Below are 18,247 nucleotides of genomic sequence, written 5' to 3' on the forward strand. Positions count from 1 at the left end.
CCGTGGGCTGTCGGACGTGGAACTCAGCCGACGGAGGGGCCCATCCCGAGGGACTGCGGCGTGCTCGCATCGGGCGAGGGCTGGTGCAGGCCCTCGTCCAGCGGGCCGAACTCGGTCATCAGGGCCGCGCTGCCGCCCCACGGGGTCTGCTCCTCGGCGATCAGCGAGTTCGTCGTGAGCAGCAGGCCCGCCACCGAAGCGCCGTTCTGCACGGCGGACCGGCACACCCGCAGCGGGTCGACCACCCCGAGGGCGATCATGTCCCCGAAGCGGTCGTGCAGGGCGTCGAAGCCCTCGTCGTCGCCGAGTTCCCGGGTGCGCGCGACGATCTCGTGGGCCGGGTGGCCCGCGTTGTAGGCGATGAGGAACGCCGGTTCGGCCAGCGCCCGCCGGACGATCTCGACGCCGATCGCCTGGTCACCCTCCAGCCCGAGGCCCTCCAGGGCCTTCTCGGCGTGGAGCAGTGCCGCTCCCCCGCCGGCCACGATGCCCTCGGCCATCGCCGCCCGGGTCGCCGACAGCGCGTCTTCGACCCGGTGCTGCAGCTCCTTCAGCTCCGCCGGGGTGGCCGCGCCGACGCGGACGACCGCGACCTTGCCGGTCAGCGCCCCGATCCGCTCGGTCAGGACGTCTTCGTCGACGCCGAACTGCGCGCGCTCCAGCTCGGCCCGCAGCTGCCCGACCCGGAAGTCCACCGCGTCCGGAGAACCCGCGCCGCCGACGATCGTGGTGCGGTTCTCGGTGACCCGGACCTGCTTGGCCCGGCCGAGGTGGTCCAGGGTCATCGTCTCCATCGTGAACCCGGACTGCCGCGAGAGCACCGCGCCGCCGACGATGGCGGCCAGGTCCTCCAGCTTGTGCAGCCGCCGGTCGCCGAAGCCCGGCGCGCGGACGGCGACCGACTGGAAGGTGCCGTTCATGTGGTTGTGCACCAGCATGGACAGCGCCGTGCCCTCGACCGTCTCGCCGATCACCACCAAGGGCCGGGGCGCCCGCATCACCTTGTCCAGCAACGGCATCAGCTGCTGCACCTTGGTGATCTTCTCCGCGCACATCAGGATGTACGGGTCGTCGAGCACCGCTTCCAGCCGGCCCGGGTCGGTGACCAGGTACGGCGAGAGGTAGCCGTTGTCGAACTCGAACCCTTCGACGAACTCGACGCTCATCCCGATCGTCGGCGACTCCTCGACCGTCACCACGCCGCCGTCGCCGACGGTGTGCAGGGCCTTGGCGATCACGACGCCCACGGCGTCGTCGTCGTTGGCCGAGATCGCCGCCACCCGGGCGTAGTCCTGTTCGGACACCACCGGGTGGGCCTGCTTCTCCAGGTGCGCCACCAGCAGGCCGACGGCGTGGTCGATGCCGCGCTTGACCAGCACCGGGTTGCCGCCGGCCGAGATCGCCCGCATGCCTTCGCGGACGATCGCCTGGGCGAGCACGGTGGCCGTGGTGGTGCCGTCGCCGACGACGTCGTTGGTCTTGATCGCCGCTTCCTTGACCAGCTGCGCGCCCATGTTCTCGAACTGGTTCTTCAGGTGGATCTCGCGCGCGATGGTGACGCCGTCGTTGGTGACCACCGGGGAGCCGGTGATCTTCTCGATGATCACGTTGCGGCCCTTGGGGCCCAACGTGGACTTGACCGCTTCGGCCAGCTTGTCGACGCCCGCCAGCAGCAGGTCGCGGGCGTCCGCGCCGAACCGCAGTTCCTTCGCCATGTGCGGTGCTCCTAGGGGGTGAGGATGGCCCGGCCGCGCACGCGCCCGGCGTCGAGGTCCGCCAGCGCGTCGAGCGCCGCGTCCAGGGGGTACTTCTTCGTGTGCAGGGTGACCTTCCCGGCCTGGGCCAGCACCATCAGCTCGGCCAGGTCGTTGTAGGTGCCGACGAGGTTGCCGATGACGTTGCGCTCGGTGGAGATGATGTCGATCGTCGGGATCTCGATGTTCGAGCCGTAGCCGATGACGAAGTGCGACCCGGCGCGGCGGGTCATCGCGAACGCGTCCTGCTGGGCGCCCTGTTCGGCGACGAAGTCGAACACGACCTCGGCGCCGTTGCCGCCGGTCAGGTCGAGCACGGCGTCGACCTGTTTGCCGTCGGCCAGCACGGTCTCGTCGGCACCCAGGGTCGACGCCAGTTCGAGGGCGTCGGCGTTGCGGTCGACCACGATCACGCGGGCGGCCGTCAACGCGCGAAGCGACTGGATGCCGATGTGCCCGAGGCCGCCGGCGCCGTTGACGACGCAGGTGGTGCCCGGGTACAGGTGCGGGACGGCCTTGCGCACCGCGTGGTAGGCGGTGATCCCCGCGTCGGCGAGGGCCGCGACGTCTTCCGGTTGGGTCGACGGATCGAGCTTGATGCATGCCCGCGCCGACGTCAGCAGGTATTCGGCCATCCCGCCGTCGCTGCTGATGCCCGGGAAGCTCCCGTTGGGACAGTGCATGTCGTCGCCCGCGCGGCAGGCGTGGCACAGGCCGCACGTCGGCGTCGGGTGCAGGATGACCGTGTCGCCGACCTCGACGTTCGTCACCGCCGGGCCGACCTCGTGCACCCAGCCCGCGTTCTCGTGGCCGATCGTGTACGGCAGCTCGACGCCGGACTTCTCGGCCCACTGCTCCTCGATGATGTGCAGGTCGGTGCGGCAGACGCCGGCGCCGCCGATCTTGACCACGACGTCGAAGGGCCCGGTGGCGCGCGGCTCCGGGACGTCTTCGATCACCGGGTGCTGGTGGTACTTCCGCAGCCGCACGGCCTTCATCCCGTGCCCTCCTCTTCGCTGGTCAGCGCGTACCGCGCGCGCAACATGCCGCGGCAGACGCCCGAGTTGGCCTCCATGCTCGTGCGCGTCAGCCGGGCGAAGGCGAGGTGCCGCTTCGCGTCGGCCGGGGCTACCGCCCTCCCCGTCGCCGGGTCGAGCAGCAGCGGGTCGCCGTCCTCGGCGGGCAGACCCAGCTCGCGGCGGCGGGCCCGCAACCGGTCCAGGTCCGGGCTCGGCGGGACGTCACCGAGGGTCAGCGATCGCGGATCTCGGCCGAGGGACCGGCAGACGCGGTCGGTGCCGGCCAGCACGGCCTTGCGGACGAAGTCGTACCGCAGCGTGTCGAGCTCGTCGGCGGCCTCGCCCTCGAACGACGCGACGAACCCCTGCCGCGCGGCCACCCCGCGGTTGATGACGTCGGACGCGAAGTGGTCGTCGAGCCGGATGTCGAGCCCGGTCAGGCCCGGCACGCCGGCCACGGCGTCGTAGGCGTCCGCCACCATCAGGAACGCGAAGTTGGGCGCGCAGAAGTACGTCGGCAGCCGCAGCCGGACGACGGCGTGGCCCGCGTCGCTCACCTCGCAGCGGGCCACGAACCCGAGGTCGGTGAGGGGTTCGTCCAGTTCGGGATCCCGGACGGTGCCCAGCGCCGCCCACACGGCGGCGCGGGCCCCGGTCACCACGGCGGTCATGAGTTCGGCACGCCGACGGGCTCGACGTTCTTCGGATCCGCGAGCTTCAGCTCCTCGGGGACGTCGATGCCGTAGAGGCGGGCGGCGTTCAGCCCGAGGATCTTCTTCTTCTGGTCGACGGTCAGCGGCGGGAAGTCCGACAGCTCGTCGTCACCGGGCATGTTCCAGTCGACGAACCCCTCGACCTGCCACTTCGGCTCCCAGATCGCGTAGTCCGCCCCGAAGATCAGCTTGTCCTCGCCGAGCCAGAACATCAGCTCGCCCATGACCTTCGCGAAGAACTTCGGGCGGGCGTGCATCAGTCCGCCGACGACGACGGCCAGGCCCGCGTAGACGTTCCGCTCCTGGGTGGCCATGAAGCAGAAGTCCTCGATGCGCGGCAGGCCGACGTGCTCGACGATGAAGTTCAAACCCTGGAAGTTCGTCGCCGCGTAGTCCACATCGGACACATCGAAGGCGTCCTTGTCGAGGGGCCAGATCGTCGGTCCCTTGTGGATGTGGACGTTCTTGACGCCGAGTTCCTCGCACTTCTCGAGGTAGCGAGCCGCCTCCGGGTCCTTCAGGCTCCAGCCGCGGGAGTCACCGCGCCACTCCGCCGTGTAGAGCTTGACGCCCTTGCAGCCGTAGCGCTTGACCCGCTCCTCGAGCGCCTTCAGGCCTTCGTCGCCTTCACGCGGGTCGAAGGTGGTGTTGACGAGAAACCTGCCGGGGTGCTTCTCGGCCAGCGCCGCGTCGGCTTCGGTGGTGTTGAAGCCGTTCTTGTACCACTGCCGCAGGTTCGTCGGCTGGAAGATGGCGGTGTCGACGTGCCCGGCCTCGAACAGGTCGTGCATCATCAGTTCCTCGGAGTACTTCTGGAACCGGTCGATCGGCCAGTGCGTCTCCTTCGGGCCGAGTCCCTGGTAGGCGTGGAAGCACTCGATCCAGCCCTTGGCGTATTCCTCCTGGCCCTCCACCCAGTTCTCCGGGCTCGCGTCCCAGAAGTGGGTGTGGGCGTCCACCACGAAGTACTTTTCGCCGTCTTTTTCGTACATGGTTGATCCTCCTGAGCGGGATCGAGTGCTCGTACCTAGCGGATTACCTTGAGGTCGAAGTCGAGGTACTCGGCCGCGTCCTCGGGGTTGGCGAACATGATCGTGCGGTCGTCTTCGTGGATCATCCGCCCGTAGTGGGTGGACATGCTCTCCTCGAACTCGGCCGCGTTGAACCAGCCTTCTTCTTCGCCGGCGGCCTCGTCGACCTCGGCGTAGACCAGGTCCGTCCGGCCCCGGGCGTCGACGCGGATCATCGACGGCAGCGGGGTCACGGTCACGTTCTCCTTGGCGGCCATGACTTCCGCGATGATCGCGCCGACCTGGTTGTTCATCAGGGTGAACCCGCACATGTTCGACGCGGTGTTGTCGGCCTTGAACGGGCTTTCCGCGGTCTTGAAGACAGTCACTGGCCCAGCTCCTCCGGTGCTTTGAGGCCCAATTCGGACAGGATGCCGGCGAACCGGCTCTTCACGCGGTCGAGACCGTCCTCGAACCGGATCGGCTTGGCGTCGGGCTGCGACCACAGCGGCTGCAGCGTGCGGGCGGCGGCGATGCACCGCGGCACCCAGTCCTCGAGCCACTTCTGCAGCAGCGCCTTGTTGTGGTCGGCGAACTCCTTGTCGTTGATCAGCAGGTGGAACAGCGGCTTGGTGTAGCGGAGGTCGCGTTCGGAGAAGTCGAACTCCTCGGCGCCGATCAGCGTCGGGGTGACGAAGTCGCCGTTCGCCGGCGCGGCCTGCTGGACCAGGTTGCTGCGGAACAGCTCGCCGACGAGCGGCTCGAAGACCACGTTCGCGGCGAAGATCGCCTCGCCCCAGTCCCAGATCCCGGTCAGCTGCTCGGCGGTGTCCCGCACGCCCTGCCAGGCCGGGTCCTCGTTCCAGGTGGCCAGGTGGGCCGTGCCGTCGAAGCCCTCGATCTCCTCGGTGAGCGTCAGGTTGTACAGCGCCAGGTCCTGGGCCGCACGGATGCGGTGCATGCTGTTCACCGAGATGGCGTTGTTGTGCATGTTCGTCGGGGCGCGCCGGTTGGCGTTGGCGAACAGGTACAGGCCGAGGCCGTGGTCGACGTGCATCCACGCGCCGACGTGCTTGGCGACGAAGTCGACCCAGTTGCGGTTCCACTGCTCGAACGCCTTGGCCTGGCGCGCGGCGTCGATGTTCTGGTTGAGCTGGCGGACGACGTTCGCGTTGTAGCGGTAGAGGGTGAGCTCCCACTCCTCGTTGGGGTCGCGGAACTCGTGCCAGCCGTGCGCCGGCCAGTCGTAACCCTTGCCGCCGGACCCGGGTCCGCGTTCCGGCACCGGACGGTCCGAACCCCATGCCTTCAGCGCCGTCCATTCCAGCGGGTACCCGGCCTTGCCGTCGGCGAAGGCGTACAGCCAGCCCTGGGACAGGTAGTGCCGCGGGTCGGGCTGGACCTCGACGGTGACGTCTTCGTAGTGGCTCTGCTTGCGCTTGGCCGGGGTGAAGTAGTTGTACTGGCGGGCAGTGGAGTCCGGGAAGACCTTCGCACCCGCTTCGGCGTCGGTGAACGCCGGCTTCGGCACGCTGCGTTCGGAGGTGGCTGTCATGGGTTTCCTTACCCTTCGCCCGTGGTGGTGAACTTGTCGTAGAAGACGCGCTTGCCGTCGACGCCGAGGGCGGGCAGCAGCTCCAGCGCGGCCTCGACCATCGGCGGCGGCCCGCAGACGTAGGCGTCGGCGCCGGTCAGGTCGACGCCCTCCCGGCGCAGGACGTCGGTGACGAAACCGGTTTCGCCGGTCCAGTCGTCGTCGCCCGGTTCGGACAGCGCGGGGACGTACCGGAAGCCGGGCAGTTTCGCTTCCAGCTCCCGCAGTTCCGCCTCGAAGCAGAGGTCGTGACGGCGGCGGGCGCCGTAGTAGAAGGTCGCCTTCCGGTCGATGCCGCGCTCGGCCATGGACCGCAGCAGCGACAGGATCGGCGCCATCCCGGCCCCGCCGCCGACGAACACGAGGTCCCGGCCCGGGTTGTCCCGGAGGGTGAACACCCCGAACGGGCCGGTCACCCGGAGCCGGTCGCCGACCGCGACTTCGGCGGCCAGGAACCGGGAGAACAGCCCGTCGGGGTAGATCTTGATGACGAACTCCAGGAACCCGGCGCGGGCCGAGGTGTTGGCCATGGAGAACGACCGCGTCTCCTCGGTTCCCGGGACGGCGAAGTCGAGGTACTGGCCGGGGAAGAACTTCAGGTCCTGGTCCAGCCGGACGACCAGGTGCCGCAGGTCGTGGGTCACCGGATCGTTCGCCACGACCTCGACCTCGGCCTCCTGGATCGGCAGGCCGGACTGGATCATCTCCTCGTCGTAGTTGAGCAGCTCGATCGTCAGGTCTTCGTAGGCGTGGGCCCGGCACAGCAGCGTGAAGCCTTCCTCCTTTTCGTAGTCGGGCAGCGCGAAGGTCGAATAGCGGTCGTGCTCGACGTCGTCGCCGTCGAGGAGGAACGACTTGCAGGCCGCGCACTGCCCTTCCTTGCAGCCGTGCATGAGCATGACGCCCTGCTCGGCGGCGGCCCGCAGGATCGTCTGGTCCTCGGCGACGTCGATCTCGATCCCGACCGGCTCGAACCGGACGCGGTGCTGTGTCGATGCGCTCTCAGCGGGAGAGAGTGCTTCGAGCTCGTCCGCCATGCCAGGCCCTTCGCCTCAGGCCTGCGGCGCCGGGCGCCCGGCCGGGCCCTGGCGGTTGTAGTCGGCCACGAACGCGGCGCGCTGCTCGGCGGTCATCTGGTTGAGCAGCACGTTCGGCGACTGCACCTCGGGCATCCGGCGCAGGTGGTCGAGCGTCCACATCTTCTTCGGGTCCAGGTCCAGGTGCGGCTGGGCGACCATGGTCTTGCCGTCGTCGCGGACGAAGCCCATGTCGGAGACGACGTCGGCCCAGTTCCAGCCGTGGTAGAGCGTCTCCCACTCGCGGGCGCCGACCAGCTGGCCCATGTTCGGGGTGCTGCGGCCCTGGTAGGTGGGCCGGAACGCCTCGGCGTCGGTCCAGCGGCACGTCTCCGAGCAGTACGTCCGGTGCTGACCGTCGACCTCGTCGACCACCATGTCCTCGCGGATCAGGCACGGCACCATGCACGTCCAGCAGCGGTGCGGATACACGTAGCCGACATCTTCGGCGACGATCGGGTGGTGCCCGTTCGGCGTGGCGAGGCGGTTGTAGTTCTCCCACCACTTGCCGTACTTGTCGTACCAGCCCGGGTACTTGTACTCGAACCACTCGAAGTCTTCGTCGGTCATCGGGTCGATGCGCCAGTAGTTGGCGAGCCACCCGGTGGCGAAGAACTGCGCGACTTCGTGGACGTAGCCCTTGTTCCAGATCCGGTTCCACGCCTCTTCGATGAGGTCGTGCGGGATCACCAGGCCGTACTTCTCGAGCGGGACGAGGTAGCTGCGGTAGTAGTCGTCGTAGATCCAGCGGCGCCACATTTCCGCGTAGCTCTCGCGGTCCTTGCGGCGGTCCTTGGTGCCGTATTCGATGAACGTGCCGATCGCGGCATCGACGACGGCGTGGTTGTTCCACCACGCGTACCGCAGGTCGCGTTCGAGCAGCTGGTGGTTGCTTTCGTCGGACAACGCCATCAGCAGCGTCGCGTAGCCGTTGCTGATGTGGCGGGATTCGTCGGACTGGACCGAGTGGAACACCGTCGGCAACAGGTAGTCGCCGTTCGCGGCGGCTTCGGCCGGCATGGCGACGAACAGCGTGTTCGTGAACGCCGTTTCGGCGACGATCGTGAGGTAGATGCTGGCCGCGGTGATGGCGTCACCGGTGATGAAGCCTTCGGCGAACTGGCGGCCGATCGTGCCGCAGTAGTCGTTCTGGAAGTTGCGCAGGCTCGAGTTGAAGCCCGCCGGGTCGATGTAGTTCTGCATGTACAGGCGCTTGAGGTTCTGCTGGATCGTCGAGTGCCGGACCTCGTCGATCATCTGGATCGCCTGGCCGTTGTGCAGCTCCGGGTTCGGAACCGTGCGGAACAGCAGCGGCATCGCCCGCGCCGCGGAGATCTCCGGCAGCGGGATGATCGACAGGAACAGCTTCTGCCACTCCAGCCAGCGTTCCTGGACCTGGCGGAACATGTTGCCGCGGATCGCGCCGTCCTCGGCGCCGTAGACCCGGTGGTCCTTTTCCTCCTGCATCGGGAAGTACGAGCGGAGGACCTGCTTCAGCGGGTCCTTCTTCTTGGCCTTCCGGAAGGTGTAGTCGGTGCCGTAGTGCGAAACCGGGGTGTGGTAGGCCGGTTCCCACGACAGTTCCTGGATCTTCTGGTGGGCTTTCGCCACGCTCTGGCGACTCATGGATCACTCCTTGTCTCCTGAGCTCGCCGCCCAGGGCGTCCTGCGCTCACCATTAGGCGGGCATCCGCGGCGGACGCGGGTCTCAATCTGAGACAGAACCGCTGCTCAGGACGTTTCGCCGGGGTCGAGCAGCCGGGCGCGCAGCCCCGCCAGCTCGTCGTGGATCCCGGCCTGCACGCGGGCGTCGCCCTCGACGGTGGGGACGATCCCGAACGCGCGCAGCAGCGCGGCGGCGGGCTCGCCGGGGTGGCCCGCGGCGCCGAGCTCCGGGTGCAGGCCCCGCTCGGCCAGGTGCGTGAAGACCAGGTTGACGATCGTCCAGGGGTTGTACGTCTCGGCGGCCATGCCCCCATCGCACCGCCGCCGCGCCACCGGGAGCGTCTCAATTTGAGACACCGGCCCGGGCCTCGCACGCCTAGGCTGGACGGGCGGCACAACGGGTGTGCCCGCACCCACGTGGGCCGCGGGGAAACTGGAGGTCACGTGGACGAGACGGCCCTGGTCGCCGACGACGTGCTCGCCCGCACCCGGGTGCGGTTCCTGACCGCCGAAGCGGTGCCCGCGGACACGGTCCGCCCGACGATCCTGGCCTCGTGGCGGCGGTCGCGGGAGTTCCAGGTCGAAGCCGACCGGATCGACCCGCTCTACCTCGGCGACCAGAACCTCGACATCCCGCTCATGCGCGGTGCCGAACCGGTGCTGCACAAGCTGGGCGAGCAGTTCGAGGGCCAGCCGATCAGCCTCATCCTCACCGACCCGGGCGGTGTCGTGCTCACCCAGCGGACCGGCGACGCCGACCTGGCCCGGCACCTCGAGCGCGTCGAGCTGGTACCCGGGTTCAGCTACGGCGAGCAGTCCGTCGGCACGAACGGCATCGGCACCGCGCTGGAGGACGGCCGCCCGACGACGGTGTTCGGGCACGAGCACTACGCCGAGCACCTGGAGAACCTGGCCTGCGCGGGGGTGCCGATCCACCACCCGATCTCGGGCAAGAAGGTCGGCGCCGTCGACCTCACCTGCTGGCACAAGGACGCGGGCGGCCTGCTCGTCGCGCTGGCGCGCTCGACGGCCGAGCAGATCCGCCAGGCCCTGCTGCGGCACAGCGACCTGCGGGAGATGATGCTCTTCCAGGCCTACCTGCAGACCTGCCGCCGGTGGACGGGCATCGTGCTGGCGTTCAACGAAGAAATCGTGATGATGAACGACCGGGCCCGGCAGCTGCTCGACCCGGCCGACCAGTCGGTGCTGCTCGGCCACGCCACCGAAGCACTGGCCGAGAGCCGCCGGACCCCGGCGACGCTGTCCCTGTCCAGCGGGCTGCGGGTGCGGGTGCTGTGCCGCCGGGTCGCGGGCCGGCGCGAATCCGAGACCGCGGGTGGCGTGCTGTCGGTGAAGCTGATCGAGGCCGAGGAGCCCTTGGCCGTCCCGACGCCGATGCTGCCGATGTACCTGCCGGGCGTCGTCGGCTCGGCGCCGCTGTGGCAGCGCTGCGGGCACGACCTCGACCGCGGCCACCAGCGTGGCGAGTGGGTCGCGCTCGAAGGCGAGCCCGGGACCGGCAAGCTGACCTTGACGAAGGGCCTGCACCAGCGTCACCACCCGGCGGCGCGGCTGCTGACCGTCGACGCGGCGGCGCCCGGCACGGACTGGGCCGCGCTGCCGCGTGAGCACGCCGAAGCCCCGATCCGCACGCTGGTGATCCGGCACGCCGACCGGCTGACGGCGCCGGCGGCCACCGCGCTGGCCGCGGTCCTGCGGACCCTGCGCGAGGACGCGAGCCCGCCGTGGGTGGTGGTCACCCTCGTGCCGGAGGCCGAGACCGAACCGGCGCTGGCCGAGCTGCTGAAGTTCTTCCCCCGGACGGTGCGCGTGCCGCCGCTGCGCCACCACGTCGAAGACCTCGCCGAACTCGTCCCGCTGGTCCTGAGCAAGCTCGGCTACGGCGGCCGGCTGACGTGTTCGGCCGCGGCCCTGCACCTGCTGATGCGGGCGGAGTGGCCGGGCAACACCGGCCAGCTCCACCAGGTGCTGCGCAAGGTCGCCCAGCGCCGCCGCGCCGGGACCATCCGCCCCGGCGACCTCCCGGCGGAATTCCACGCGGTGACCCGGCGGCCGCTGAACCGCTTCGAGTCGATCGAGCGCGACGCCATCGTGCGGTGCCTGGAGGACGCGGACGGCAACAAGGTCAGGGCCGCGAAGCTGCTGGGCATCTCCCGGGCGACGATCTACCGCAAGATCCACGAGTACGGCATCGTGCCGCCGGCCCGGTAGCCGCCGGCATCGATGCAGTGAATGACTCATTCCTGGCGTCGGACGTCAGGAATGAGTCATTCACTGCATGCGGGAGCCCGTGTCGTCCTCCCCCAGGAGAGACGTCACTTCGCCGGCGGGTTCACCGCCGCGGCGACGTCGGCGATCGTCTTCGCGTCGACCAGCCCGGTGTCCTCCAGGACCGTCATGTGGTCGAGGACGGTCTGGTTCGCCTGTGTGGCGTGCCGCCGGATGACGTCGTTCTGCGTGCCGGCGCGGACTTCGGCGATGGTCGCGAAGATCTTGCCGTGCGAGGCGCGCAGCAGGTTCGCGAACAGCTTGTCGAACTCCAGGCCCTGTGCGTCGGTCAGCTGGCGGACCCAGCCCTGCTGTTCGGCGGTGGCCTGGTCCGGCAGCGTCACGCCGAGGATCTTCGCGTCCTCGCGGACGAGCTGGTCGAGGTGCGAGTGCCCGTCCAGCAGGTGCAGCCCGGCGCGCTTCACCTGTTCGCTGCTGGCGTGGGTCTGCGCCAGGTCCCCCGCGGGAATCTCCCAGAGCCCGGCCTGGCGGACCTTGACCAGGAACGTCTTGTCGAGCTCGGTGACCGGCCCGGCGCCGGCCACGTCGTTCGTGCCCCCGGCCTGTGCGGCGGACCCCATCTGCATACCGGCCATGTCGTGCGCCGGGACCTGCGCCTGCGTCGAGCCGGGCGCGGTCTGGGCGCTGGCGTTCAGCACCATGACCGAGCCGACGCCGACCACGGCGAGCGTGGCCACGACGACCAGCGCGGTCCGGGCCTTGGCACGGCCCGTCATGCCACGGTGATCCGGCATGCTTCCTCCTTCTGACGGCAGTTCGGTACCCGGAACACGGATGCCGCCATGCGGAGGTTCAACGAAATCCTTATGAATGTCTTACGCGCCAACGGAATCAGTGAACTGGGCAGCCCTCGGCCACGATAAAAGGAAGCAACGGCCGACCGGCCGGACACCGCCGGCGAGCGCCGGGGATGTCCATCTTGACCGATGCTCTTGCGATTGGCAAGTATTGCGCCATGCAACCCCTCGAAAACGCGGTCCCGGGCGCCGACCCGGACGTGGCCGCCCTCGACGGCCTCACCGTGGTCCTGGTCGGGATCGCCTGGGAATGCGCGCACGCGGCGCCGCCGGAGGTGTCGTTCCCGCAGTCACGGCTGCTGCTGATCCTCGACCGCCTCGGCCGGGTCCCGAGCTCGCAGCTGGCGGCGGCGATGGGCGTCAACGCGTCCTCGGTGACGCGGCTGGCGGATCGTCTCGAAGCCCTCGGCTATGTGGTGCGCGGCCGCAGCCCCGGCAACCGCAGCGTCGTCACGCTGGAGGTCACCGGGACGGGGCACGAGATCGTGGCGCGGATGCTCGAGCGGCGGCACGCCGCGCTGGGGGCGCTGCTGGACAAGCTGCCGCCGTCGCAGCGGACGGCCGCGGCCGAGGCGGCCCGGCAGCTGGTGCACGCGGCCGCCACCATCCCGGCGCTCGGCCCGGCCGCGCTGTGAGTGCCATCCTGGACGGCATGCCGACCCGGTGGACGTGCCCCCGCTGCGACCGCGAGTTCGCCCGCGCCGGGCAGGGGCACACCTGCGTCCCCGGCTGCACGGTCGAGGAGACCTTCGCCGGCAAGGCCCCGTGGCAGCGCGAGGTCTACGACGCCGTCCTCGAGCACTTGCGCACCCTCGGCGACGTCCACGAAGACGCCGTCAAGGTCGGGGTGTTCCTGAAGCGGGACCGGAAGCTGGCGGAGCTGCGCCCGCGCTCGCGGGATGTTCTGGTGTACCTGTGGTTGCCGAGCCCGGTCGAAACGGCCCGCATCGCCCCGGCGAGCTGGGCTCGTGGTCCGCGCGTCGGGCACAAGCTCAGCCTGCGCGCAGTGTCCGATGTGGACGACGAAGTCCGCGGCTGGCTGACCGCGGCCTTCGCCGTCTCCTGAGGTTCAGGAACCCGTGGGTCCCGTCCACCCGTCGGGCACGTGACCGATGCGGACCCGCTGCGGGTGGTCGCCGACCGGCACCGAAACGAGTTTCTGCCCGGTCGCGAAGTCGATCGCGGTGACCTGGTCGGCGCCGGCCTCCGAAATCACGCAGGCCTTGCCGTCGCCGCTCACCGTCGCCCAGTACGGCTTCACCGCCGGCACCAGCGTGCCCTGCTGCAGGGACGCGCGGTCGACGACCGTCGCGTAGTCGTCCATGGTCCCGGCGATGCAGAGCTTGGTGCCGGCCGGGTTCATCGACATGCCGTGGTGGCGCGAGTCGTTGACGAAGGTCTTGCGGTCGTCGCTGGTGGCCGGGTTCTTCGGCAGTTCCTTGACCCGCGTGATCTTGTCGGTGGCGACGTCGTACTCGGCGAAACCGTTGAAGAACGACACCTGGAAGTACAGCTTCGACTCGTCCGGGGTGAACGCGACCGGCCGCACGGCGTCCGAAAGGTCACTGCGGCCGAAGGCGTCCAGCCGCTGGCGCATGTCGATCACCTTGACCTGGCGGAACGTCGCCGCGTCGACGACGGTGATGTGCCGGTCCCCCTTGGTGAAGTCCCAGCCCGGGTCGTCGAGGTCGGTGTTCACGTCGCCGATCGACATGTTCCACAGGTACCGGCCGCCGTCGGTGAAGACGTTCTCGTGCGGCTTGTCCCCGGTCGCGAAGGAGCCCACCTGCTGACCGGTGACGATGTCCAGCACGTGCACGGTGTTCGACGTCGAGGCGGAGACGGCGACGCGGCGGCCGTCCGGCGAGACCGCCATGTGGTCGGAGCGGAAACCCGACACCGGGAAGCGCCAGTTGATCCGGCCGGTCGCCAGGTTGATCGAGACGACGTCGGCGAAACTCGGCCGGGACGCTACCACCGAACCGCCGTCCGGTGTCGTGTACATGTCGTCAACGAACTGGTCGTGCCCTTCGCCGGGCCCGTTGCGGATGCCGAGGAAGAAGGCCAGCTTGATCGGGTTGAGGTAGATCTCCGTCAGGCGCTGGTCCTTGTCCGGGATGATGTTCACCCGCGCGATGCGGGCGAACGAACCGCGCGACTGGATGACGTCCGCCGTGCCTTCCCAGTTGTTGCCGACGAACATCACCTCCCGCAGGGCGGCCGCGGCGCCGGTCGCCGGCACCGCGGCGCCGGTCGCCAGGAGCGCGACCGACGCGGTGAGGCAGGCCAGGCGGGAGAGGTACGAGCGTTTCCGACGGACCGGGGAAGTGCGCACGGGAGACACCTTTCGGCACTGAAGAGGTGTGGTGACCTTCGGTCGATGGATTTCGCGAAGGAACGGGGTTACTGTCCGGTATTGTCACGATAACCGGCCACCGGAGCCGCTCCGGTAGGGCCGCTCGCCCAACATCGCGGACGCGGTGTTGTGGCCCTGCCACAACGGGAGGGTGCCGTGCCGGCCTCACCGCTGCTCCGGCAGGTGCTGGACGCGATGGCCGCCGACGACGCCGTGGTCGACGAGCTGGTGAAGGCCGCGCGGAGCGAGTCACCCGAGGTCGCGCGGCTGCCGGAGGCCGAGAACCGGCGGCACGTCCAGTTCCTGCTGTCGGCCGCGCTGCGCGCGACGACGAACCCCGACACCGCGGACTACACCACCGCCGAGGCGCTGGGCGCCGACCGGGCCGCGCAGGGCGTCCCGCTCACCGACCTGCTGCGCGGGGTCCAGGCCGGTCGCACGCTCGCGGCCCGCTTCGCCGTCGAACGCGCGCGGGCGGCGGGCCTGTCCGACGACGTCATCCTCGAGACCATCCTCGACGCCGAGCGCTACACCGGTGCGCTGGAACGGCACATCGTCAAGGGCTACCACGCCGCCGAGCTCCAGCTGTCCCGGACGGTCCGCGACGCGCGGACCCAGCTGCTGCGCACCCTGCTGCTCGCCGGGCACCCGCCCACGCCGGAAGAGCTCCGGCAGGCCGGGCTGCGTCCCGATGGGCGGTACTCCTGCGTGGTGTCCGACGTCAGCGACCCGACGCGGGCGCGCACCCTGGAACAGGCACTGCTGGAGTTCGGCGGGGTGTACGGGCTGGTCGAGGGCAGGCTGACCGGCCTGGCGGCCCGCCCGCCCGCCGGCGTCGCGCTCGCCGACGGCGTCCTGGTGGTCGTCGCACCCCCGGCCGCCCAGCCGGAGCTGCGGGAGGTGCACCGCCTCTGCACGGCGGCGGCCCGGATCGCCGGCCCCGGCTACCACGACCTCACCGACTTGGCGGGCGAAATCGCGTTGACGGCGCAGCCGCTGCTGGCGGACCTGCTCGCGGCGGGCGTGCTCGGCGCCCTCGACCCGGGCAACGCGTTCCACCGCGAGCTGGCCGCGACGGCGCTGGCCTACCTCGACCACGGCCAGCGCCTGCGCACCACGGCCGAGGCACTGCACCTGCACCCCAACACCGTCCGGTACCGCCTCGACCGGCTGGCCGAGCTCACCCCGCTGGCCCTGGCCGAAAACAGCGGCGGCCGCGTGCTCGACGCCGTCCGCTCGTGGTGGGCCCTCCACCACTGGCTCGACGGCCGATAGGGTCACCCGCATGGCTGAACTCCGCCGCATGCCGGCGACCACGTCGACCGGAGAATGCGTTTTCTGCGCGATCGGCTCGGGCCAGGCCCCGGCGGCTTTCGTGCACGAGGACGACGACTTCGTCGCGATCGTCGACCTGCGCCCGGTGACGACCGGCCACCTGCTGGTCCTCCCCCGGGCCCACCACGCGGACCTGGCTTCGCTCCCGGCTTCCGCCGGCGCGCGGATGTTCACGATCGCCCAGGAGCTGGCGGCGGCCCTGCGGCGCACGGACCTGCAGTGCGAGGCGATCAACCTGTTCCTGGCCGACGGCAAGGCGGCGGGCCAGGAGATCCCCCACGTCCACCTGCACGTGATCCCCCGCTTCGCGGGTGACGGCTTCGTGCTGAACGCCGACTGGCGGGTGCGGACGAAGGAGGAGCTGACGGAGGTCGCGGCGAAGGTCCGGGCGGCGCGTTAGGCCTGGTTTCAGGCCTTGTGCAGCTTGTCCGGGTGGTGCACGGCGGTCTTCCCGGACTTCTCGCTGCGGACGAAGTACTGCGGGTTGTCGGGTGAGGCTTTGACGTCCCGCTTGCCGGCGTGGGTGTCCTCGGTGAGTTTTTCCTCGACCGTGCCGACCGAGCTCTGGTTGCCCGCGTCCCACCGGACGCGGTCACCCTTCTTGAATTCCTTGGTCATAAGAGCGCCTCCTGACCAGCGGGTACCCCGGTTCCAGCCAATCACCACCCAGCTTCGGCGAACGAGGAGGGGGATAACAATCGTCCCGCCGTCGTAACGGGACAAGGCTCTCGCCCGACCACGATCAAGTACGTCACCGAGGTCGTCGCAGTGGATGGCGGCAGCGGGCGACCTGACACCCGAATGGGTCGTGATCGGGGAGGAACGTGGCATGGGATATCGGTTCAACCCACCGCCTAACTGGCCTGATCTTCCTCCGGGGTGGACACCGCCGAAAGGCTGGCAACCGCCGGCGGACTGGCCCGCCCCACCACGGTTCTGGCAGTTCTGGACGCCGGAGCCGGAGTCATCGGCGAACACCAGCGCACCGATTTCGCCTCCGATGTCTGAGCACCCTCGCGTCTTCGGTGTCCGGAAGCGGCTCCGAGCGACCGAAGCTGAGCTGGCGGCAGCCCGATCACTAGTGCAGCAGACTGCGGCATCACTGCAGAGCGAGACCGCGAAGGCGGCTGAAGTAGCCCACCAGCTCGGGAAAAACAAGGCGGACAACATCGCTCTGTCGCATCAGCTGCAGGAGCTCACGGCTCGTTACGACGCTCTTCGGGGGAAAGACGCTGTCGCCCTCGAACGCGATATGGAGGCCACCCGCCAGGCCGTCGCGCAGCTCACTCTCGACCGCCAAGCGCAGAAGGTAGCGCTGACACGCGAGAAGGACGCCGCCGAAGTCGAACTCGCCGCTGTCCGTGCGCAGGTCGACGAGACAGCTCAGCTGTTGAAGGCGCTGCAGGCGGAGGTCGTCGAAACCCAGGAGATCACGTTGCTCCAGGAGGCCGGCATCTACGAATTCCGCCACCGTTTGGCGGATGCCGTCGCGTACAAGACCGCGTTGCAGCGTCTCAAAGACTCCATCAAGATCTCCGCCAAGAACAACCACGCTATCACCGCGAGCACCGACTGGACCGTCAACGGCTCGGCCGTCGAAGGACAACGGATGGTTCGGGACTTTTCGAAGCTGATGCTGCGGGCGTACAACGCCGAAGCCGACAACTGTGTCCGTTCCATGCGCCCGTACCGGCTCGACTCGGCGAAGGACCGCCTCACGAAGACCCGGGACGTCATCTCCCGGCTCGGCAAGACCATGAGCATCAACATCGCAGCCGGCTATCACCGGCTGCGGCTCGAGGAACTCGAACTCACCGCCGATCACCTGGCGAAAGCCGAGGAAGAGAAGGAACGAATCAGGGCGGAACGGGAGCGGCAACGCGACGAGCAGCAAGCCCAACGGGAGTTCGAGCGCGAGAAGGTTCGCTTGGCCAAGGAACAAGCACACTGGCGGACCGCGATGCGGAAGTGGGCGGAGTCGGGAGACGAAAGCAAGACCGCGGCGGCACAGAGCAAACTCGACGAGCTCGACGAAGCCATCAGGGGCGTCGAGGAACGCGAAGCCAACATCCGGACCGGGTGGGTTTACGTCATCTCGAACGTCGGTTCGTTCGGCGAAGGAGTGGTCAAGGTCGGCCTGACGCGGCGACTCGACCCGCTCGAGCGCGTCAGGGAACTGGGTGATGCCTCAGTGCCGTTCAGGTTCGACGTCCACGCGAAGATCTTCGACGCCGACGCGGTCAGTCTCGAGACCCGGCTGCACCAGCGGCTCGCGGACTGCCGGGTCAACCGGGTGAACCTCAGACGTGAGTTCTTCTACGCGACACCCGGCCGAATCCTCGAAATCCTCGAAGAGATGGGGCTCCGGGACAACCTGGTCGACTACGTGCAAGAGCCCGAAGCGCAGGAATGGCGGTCCAGCCGCCGGCTGGCGCAGGCCGCGGGCCAGCAGCCACTGCCTGCCGATTAGTGGTCACTTCAGAACGAGTTTGCGGAGGCAGATCACGGAGCAGGCCACGCTGAAGATGACTTGATGCACGTCGGCTCGTCGTTCGGTGCGGATACGGAGGCGGCGGATGTTTTTGAGCCAGGCGTAGGTGCGGTCCAGGGTGATCGGT

19 protein-coding genes are annotated in these 18,247 nt (G+C 69.2%); 7 read left to right on the top strand and 12 right to left on the bottom strand.

Annotated features, from left to right (window positions below; all coding sequences use genetic code 11):
* Positions 1-23: 23 nt before the first annotated feature.
* The 9 genes from groL to AB0F52_RS47305 form a co-directional block, all read right to left on the bottom strand.
* Positions 24-1,715, bottom strand: coding sequence for a chaperonin GroEL (gene groL / locus AB0F52_RS47265; RefSeq protein WP_360185741.1), 1,692 nt, complete (start codon positions 1,713-1,715; stop codon positions 24-26).
* Positions 1,716-1,726: 11 nt separating this feature from the next.
* Positions 1,727-2,752 carry an NAD(P)-dependent alcohol dehydrogenase gene (locus tag AB0F52_RS47270; protein WP_360185744.1) on the bottom strand — a complete coding sequence of 342 codons (1,026 nt, stop codon included), beginning with the start codon at positions 2,750-2,752 and terminating at the stop codon, positions 1,727-1,729.
* On the bottom strand, positions 2,749-3,444 hold the full coding sequence (locus AB0F52_RS47275) for an iron-sulfur cluster assembly protein (RefSeq protein WP_360185747.1): 696 nt from the start codon (positions 3,442-3,444) through the stop codon (positions 2,749-2,751). The genes AB0F52_RS47270 and AB0F52_RS47275 overlap by 4 nt, the downstream gene beginning before the upstream one ends.
* Positions 3,441-4,478, bottom strand: a complete 1,038-nt coding sequence (locus AB0F52_RS47280) for an amidohydrolase family protein (RefSeq protein WP_360185749.1) — start codon at positions 4,476-4,478, stop codon at positions 3,441-3,443. Before AB0F52_RS47280 ends, AB0F52_RS47275 begins: the two co-directional genes overlap by 4 nt.
* Before the next feature lie 35 nt (positions 4,479-4,513).
* Positions 4,514-4,885, bottom strand: coding sequence for a propane 2-monooxygenase effector subunit MimD (gene mimD, locus AB0F52_RS47285; RefSeq protein ID WP_360185752.1), 372 nt, complete (start codon positions 4,883-4,885; stop codon positions 4,514-4,516).
* On the bottom strand, positions 4,882-6,051 hold the full coding sequence (locus AB0F52_RS47290; RefSeq protein WP_360185754.1) for a toluene hydroxylase: 1,170 nt from the start codon (positions 6,049-6,051) through the stop codon (positions 4,882-4,884). The genes mimD and AB0F52_RS47290 overlap by 4 nt, the downstream gene beginning before the upstream one ends.
* Positions 6,052-6,059: 8 nt before the next feature.
* Positions 6,060-7,127: a 2Fe-2S iron-sulfur cluster binding domain-containing protein gene (locus AB0F52_RS47295; protein WP_360185757.1), complete on the bottom strand. Its 1,068-nt coding sequence runs from the start codon at positions 7,125-7,127 to the stop codon at positions 6,060-6,062.
* 15 nt (positions 7,128-7,142) lie between these two features.
* Positions 7,143-8,792 (bottom strand): methane monooxygenase, encoded by a 1,650-nt coding sequence (locus tag AB0F52_RS47300; protein ID WP_360185760.1) that lies wholly within the window; start codon positions 8,790-8,792, stop codon positions 7,143-7,145.
* Positions 8,793-8,897: 105 nt separating this feature from the next.
* The gene (locus tag AB0F52_RS47305; protein WP_360185763.1) at positions 8,898-9,137 is read right to left on the bottom strand and encodes a hypothetical protein; all 240 of its coding nucleotides are present in this window, start codon (positions 9,135-9,137) and stop codon (positions 8,898-8,900) included.
* A gap of 138 nt (positions 9,138-9,275) precedes the next feature.
* Here AB0F52_RS47305 and AB0F52_RS47310 point away from each other — a divergent pair, with 138 nt between their 5' ends.
* Positions 9,276-11,063, top strand: coding sequence for a helix-turn-helix domain-containing protein (locus AB0F52_RS47310; protein WP_360185766.1), 1,788 nt, complete (start codon positions 9,276-9,278; stop codon positions 11,061-11,063).
* 104 nt (positions 11,064-11,167) lie between these two features.
* Here AB0F52_RS47310 and AB0F52_RS47315 read toward each other — a convergent pair whose 3' ends face one another.
* Complete coding sequence (locus tag AB0F52_RS47315) at positions 11,168-11,875, bottom strand: DUF4142 domain-containing protein (protein WP_360185769.1); 708 nt, start codon at positions 11,873-11,875, stop codon at positions 11,168-11,170.
* A 221-nt stretch (positions 11,876-12,096) separates the two neighbouring features.
* On the opposite strand from AB0F52_RS47315, the gene AB0F52_RS47320 reads away from it, so the two are divergent.
* Positions 12,097-12,573, top strand: coding sequence for a MarR family transcriptional regulator (locus tag AB0F52_RS47320; RefSeq protein ID WP_360185772.1), 477 nt, complete (start codon positions 12,097-12,099; stop codon positions 12,571-12,573).
* A gap of 17 nt (positions 12,574-12,590) precedes the next feature.
* Positions 12,591-13,004: a DUF5655 domain-containing protein gene (locus tag AB0F52_RS47325; RefSeq protein ID WP_360185776.1), complete on the top strand. Its 414-nt coding sequence runs from the start codon at positions 12,591-12,593 to the stop codon at positions 13,002-13,004.
* A 3-nt stretch (positions 13,005-13,007) separates the two neighbouring features.
* On the opposite strand, the gene AB0F52_RS47330 is transcribed toward AB0F52_RS47325, so the two are convergent.
* The gene (locus AB0F52_RS47330) at positions 13,008-14,273 is read right to left on the bottom strand and encodes a YncE family protein (protein WP_360185779.1); all 1,266 of its coding nucleotides are present in this window, start codon (positions 14,271-14,273) and stop codon (positions 13,008-13,010) included.
* A gap of 177 nt (positions 14,274-14,450) precedes the next feature.
* On the opposite strand from AB0F52_RS47330, the gene AB0F52_RS47335 reads away from it, so the two are divergent.
* Positions 14,451-15,569: a helix-turn-helix domain-containing protein gene (locus AB0F52_RS47335; protein WP_360185782.1), complete on the top strand. Its 1,119-nt coding sequence runs from the start codon at positions 14,451-14,453 to the stop codon at positions 15,567-15,569.
* A 10-nt stretch (positions 15,570-15,579) separates the two neighbouring features.
* Positions 15,580-16,029 carry an HIT family protein gene (locus tag AB0F52_RS47340; protein WP_360185784.1) on the top strand — a complete coding sequence of 150 codons (450 nt, stop codon included), beginning with the start codon at positions 15,580-15,582 and terminating at the stop codon, positions 16,027-16,029.
* A gap of 8 nt (positions 16,030-16,037) precedes the next feature.
* Here AB0F52_RS47340 and AB0F52_RS47345 read toward each other — a convergent pair whose 3' ends face one another.
* A complete protein-coding gene (locus tag AB0F52_RS47345; RefSeq protein ID WP_360185786.1) occupies positions 16,038-16,247 on the bottom strand; it encodes a DUF2945 domain-containing protein in 210 nt (69 codons plus the stop codon).
* A 261-nt stretch (positions 16,248-16,508) separates the two neighbouring features.
* On the opposite strand from AB0F52_RS47345, the gene AB0F52_RS47350 reads away from it, so the two are divergent.
* The gene (locus AB0F52_RS47350; RefSeq protein ID WP_360185789.1) at positions 16,509-16,637 is read left to right on the top strand and encodes a hypothetical protein; all 129 of its coding nucleotides are present in this window, start codon (positions 16,509-16,511) and stop codon (positions 16,635-16,637) included.
* A 73-nt stretch (positions 16,638-16,710) separates the two neighbouring features.
* On the top strand, positions 16,711-18,099 hold the full coding sequence (locus tag AB0F52_RS47355; protein WP_360185792.1) for a DUF4041 domain-containing protein: 1,389 nt from the start codon (positions 16,711-16,713) through the stop codon (positions 18,097-18,099).
* Positions 18,100-18,247 lie beyond the last annotated feature (148 nt).

It is taken from the genome of Amycolatopsis sp. NPDC024027, from assembly GCF_040638975.1.
Taxonomy (GTDB): domain Bacteria; phylum Actinomycetota; class Actinomycetes; order Mycobacteriales; family Pseudonocardiaceae; genus Amycolatopsis.

Coding starts and splice junctions, on each gene's coding strand:
- AB0F52_RS47345 (WP_360185786.1), bottom strand. CDS start 16,247: ATGACCAAGGAATTCAAGAAGGGTGACCGCGTCCGGTGGGACGCGGGC.
- AB0F52_RS47340 (WP_360185784.1), top strand. CDS start 15,580: ATGGCTGAACTCCGCCGCATGCCGGCGACCACGTCGACCGGAGAATGC.
- AB0F52_RS47275 (WP_360185747.1), bottom strand. CDS start 3,444: ATGACCGCCGTGGTGACCGGGGCCCGCGCCGCCGTGTGGGCGGCGCTG.
- AB0F52_RS47315 (WP_360185769.1), bottom strand. CDS start 11,875: ATGCCGGATCACCGTGGCATGACGGGCCGTGCCAAGGCCCGGACCGCG.
- AB0F52_RS47320 (WP_360185772.1), top strand. CDS start 12,097: ATGCAACCCCTCGAAAACGCGGTCCCGGGCGCCGACCCGGACGTGGCC.
- groL (WP_360185741.1), bottom strand. CDS start 1,715: ATGGCGAAGGAACTGCGGTTCGGCGCGGACGCCCGCGACCTGCTGCTG.
- AB0F52_RS47305 (WP_360185763.1), bottom strand. CDS start 9,137: ATGGCCGCCGAGACGTACAACCCCTGGACGATCGTCAACCTGGTCTTC.
- AB0F52_RS47325 (WP_360185776.1), top strand. CDS start 12,591: ATGCCGACCCGGTGGACGTGCCCCCGCTGCGACCGCGAGTTCGCCCGC.
- AB0F52_RS47295 (WP_360185757.1), bottom strand. CDS start 7,127: ATGGCGGACGAGCTCGAAGCACTCTCTCCCGCTGAGAGCGCATCGACA.
- AB0F52_RS47300 (WP_360185760.1), bottom strand. CDS start 8,792: ATGAGTCGCCAGAGCGTGGCGAAAGCCCACCAGAAGATCCAGGAACTG.
- AB0F52_RS47270 (WP_360185744.1), bottom strand. CDS start 2,752: ATGAAGGCCGTGCGGCTGCGGAAGTACCACCAGCACCCGGTGATCGAA.
- AB0F52_RS47290 (WP_360185754.1), bottom strand. CDS start 6,051: ATGACAGCCACCTCCGAACGCAGCGTGCCGAAGCCGGCGTTCACCGAC.
- AB0F52_RS47280 (WP_360185749.1), bottom strand. CDS start 4,478: ATGTACGAAAAAGACGGCGAAAAGTACTTCGTGGTGGACGCCCACACC.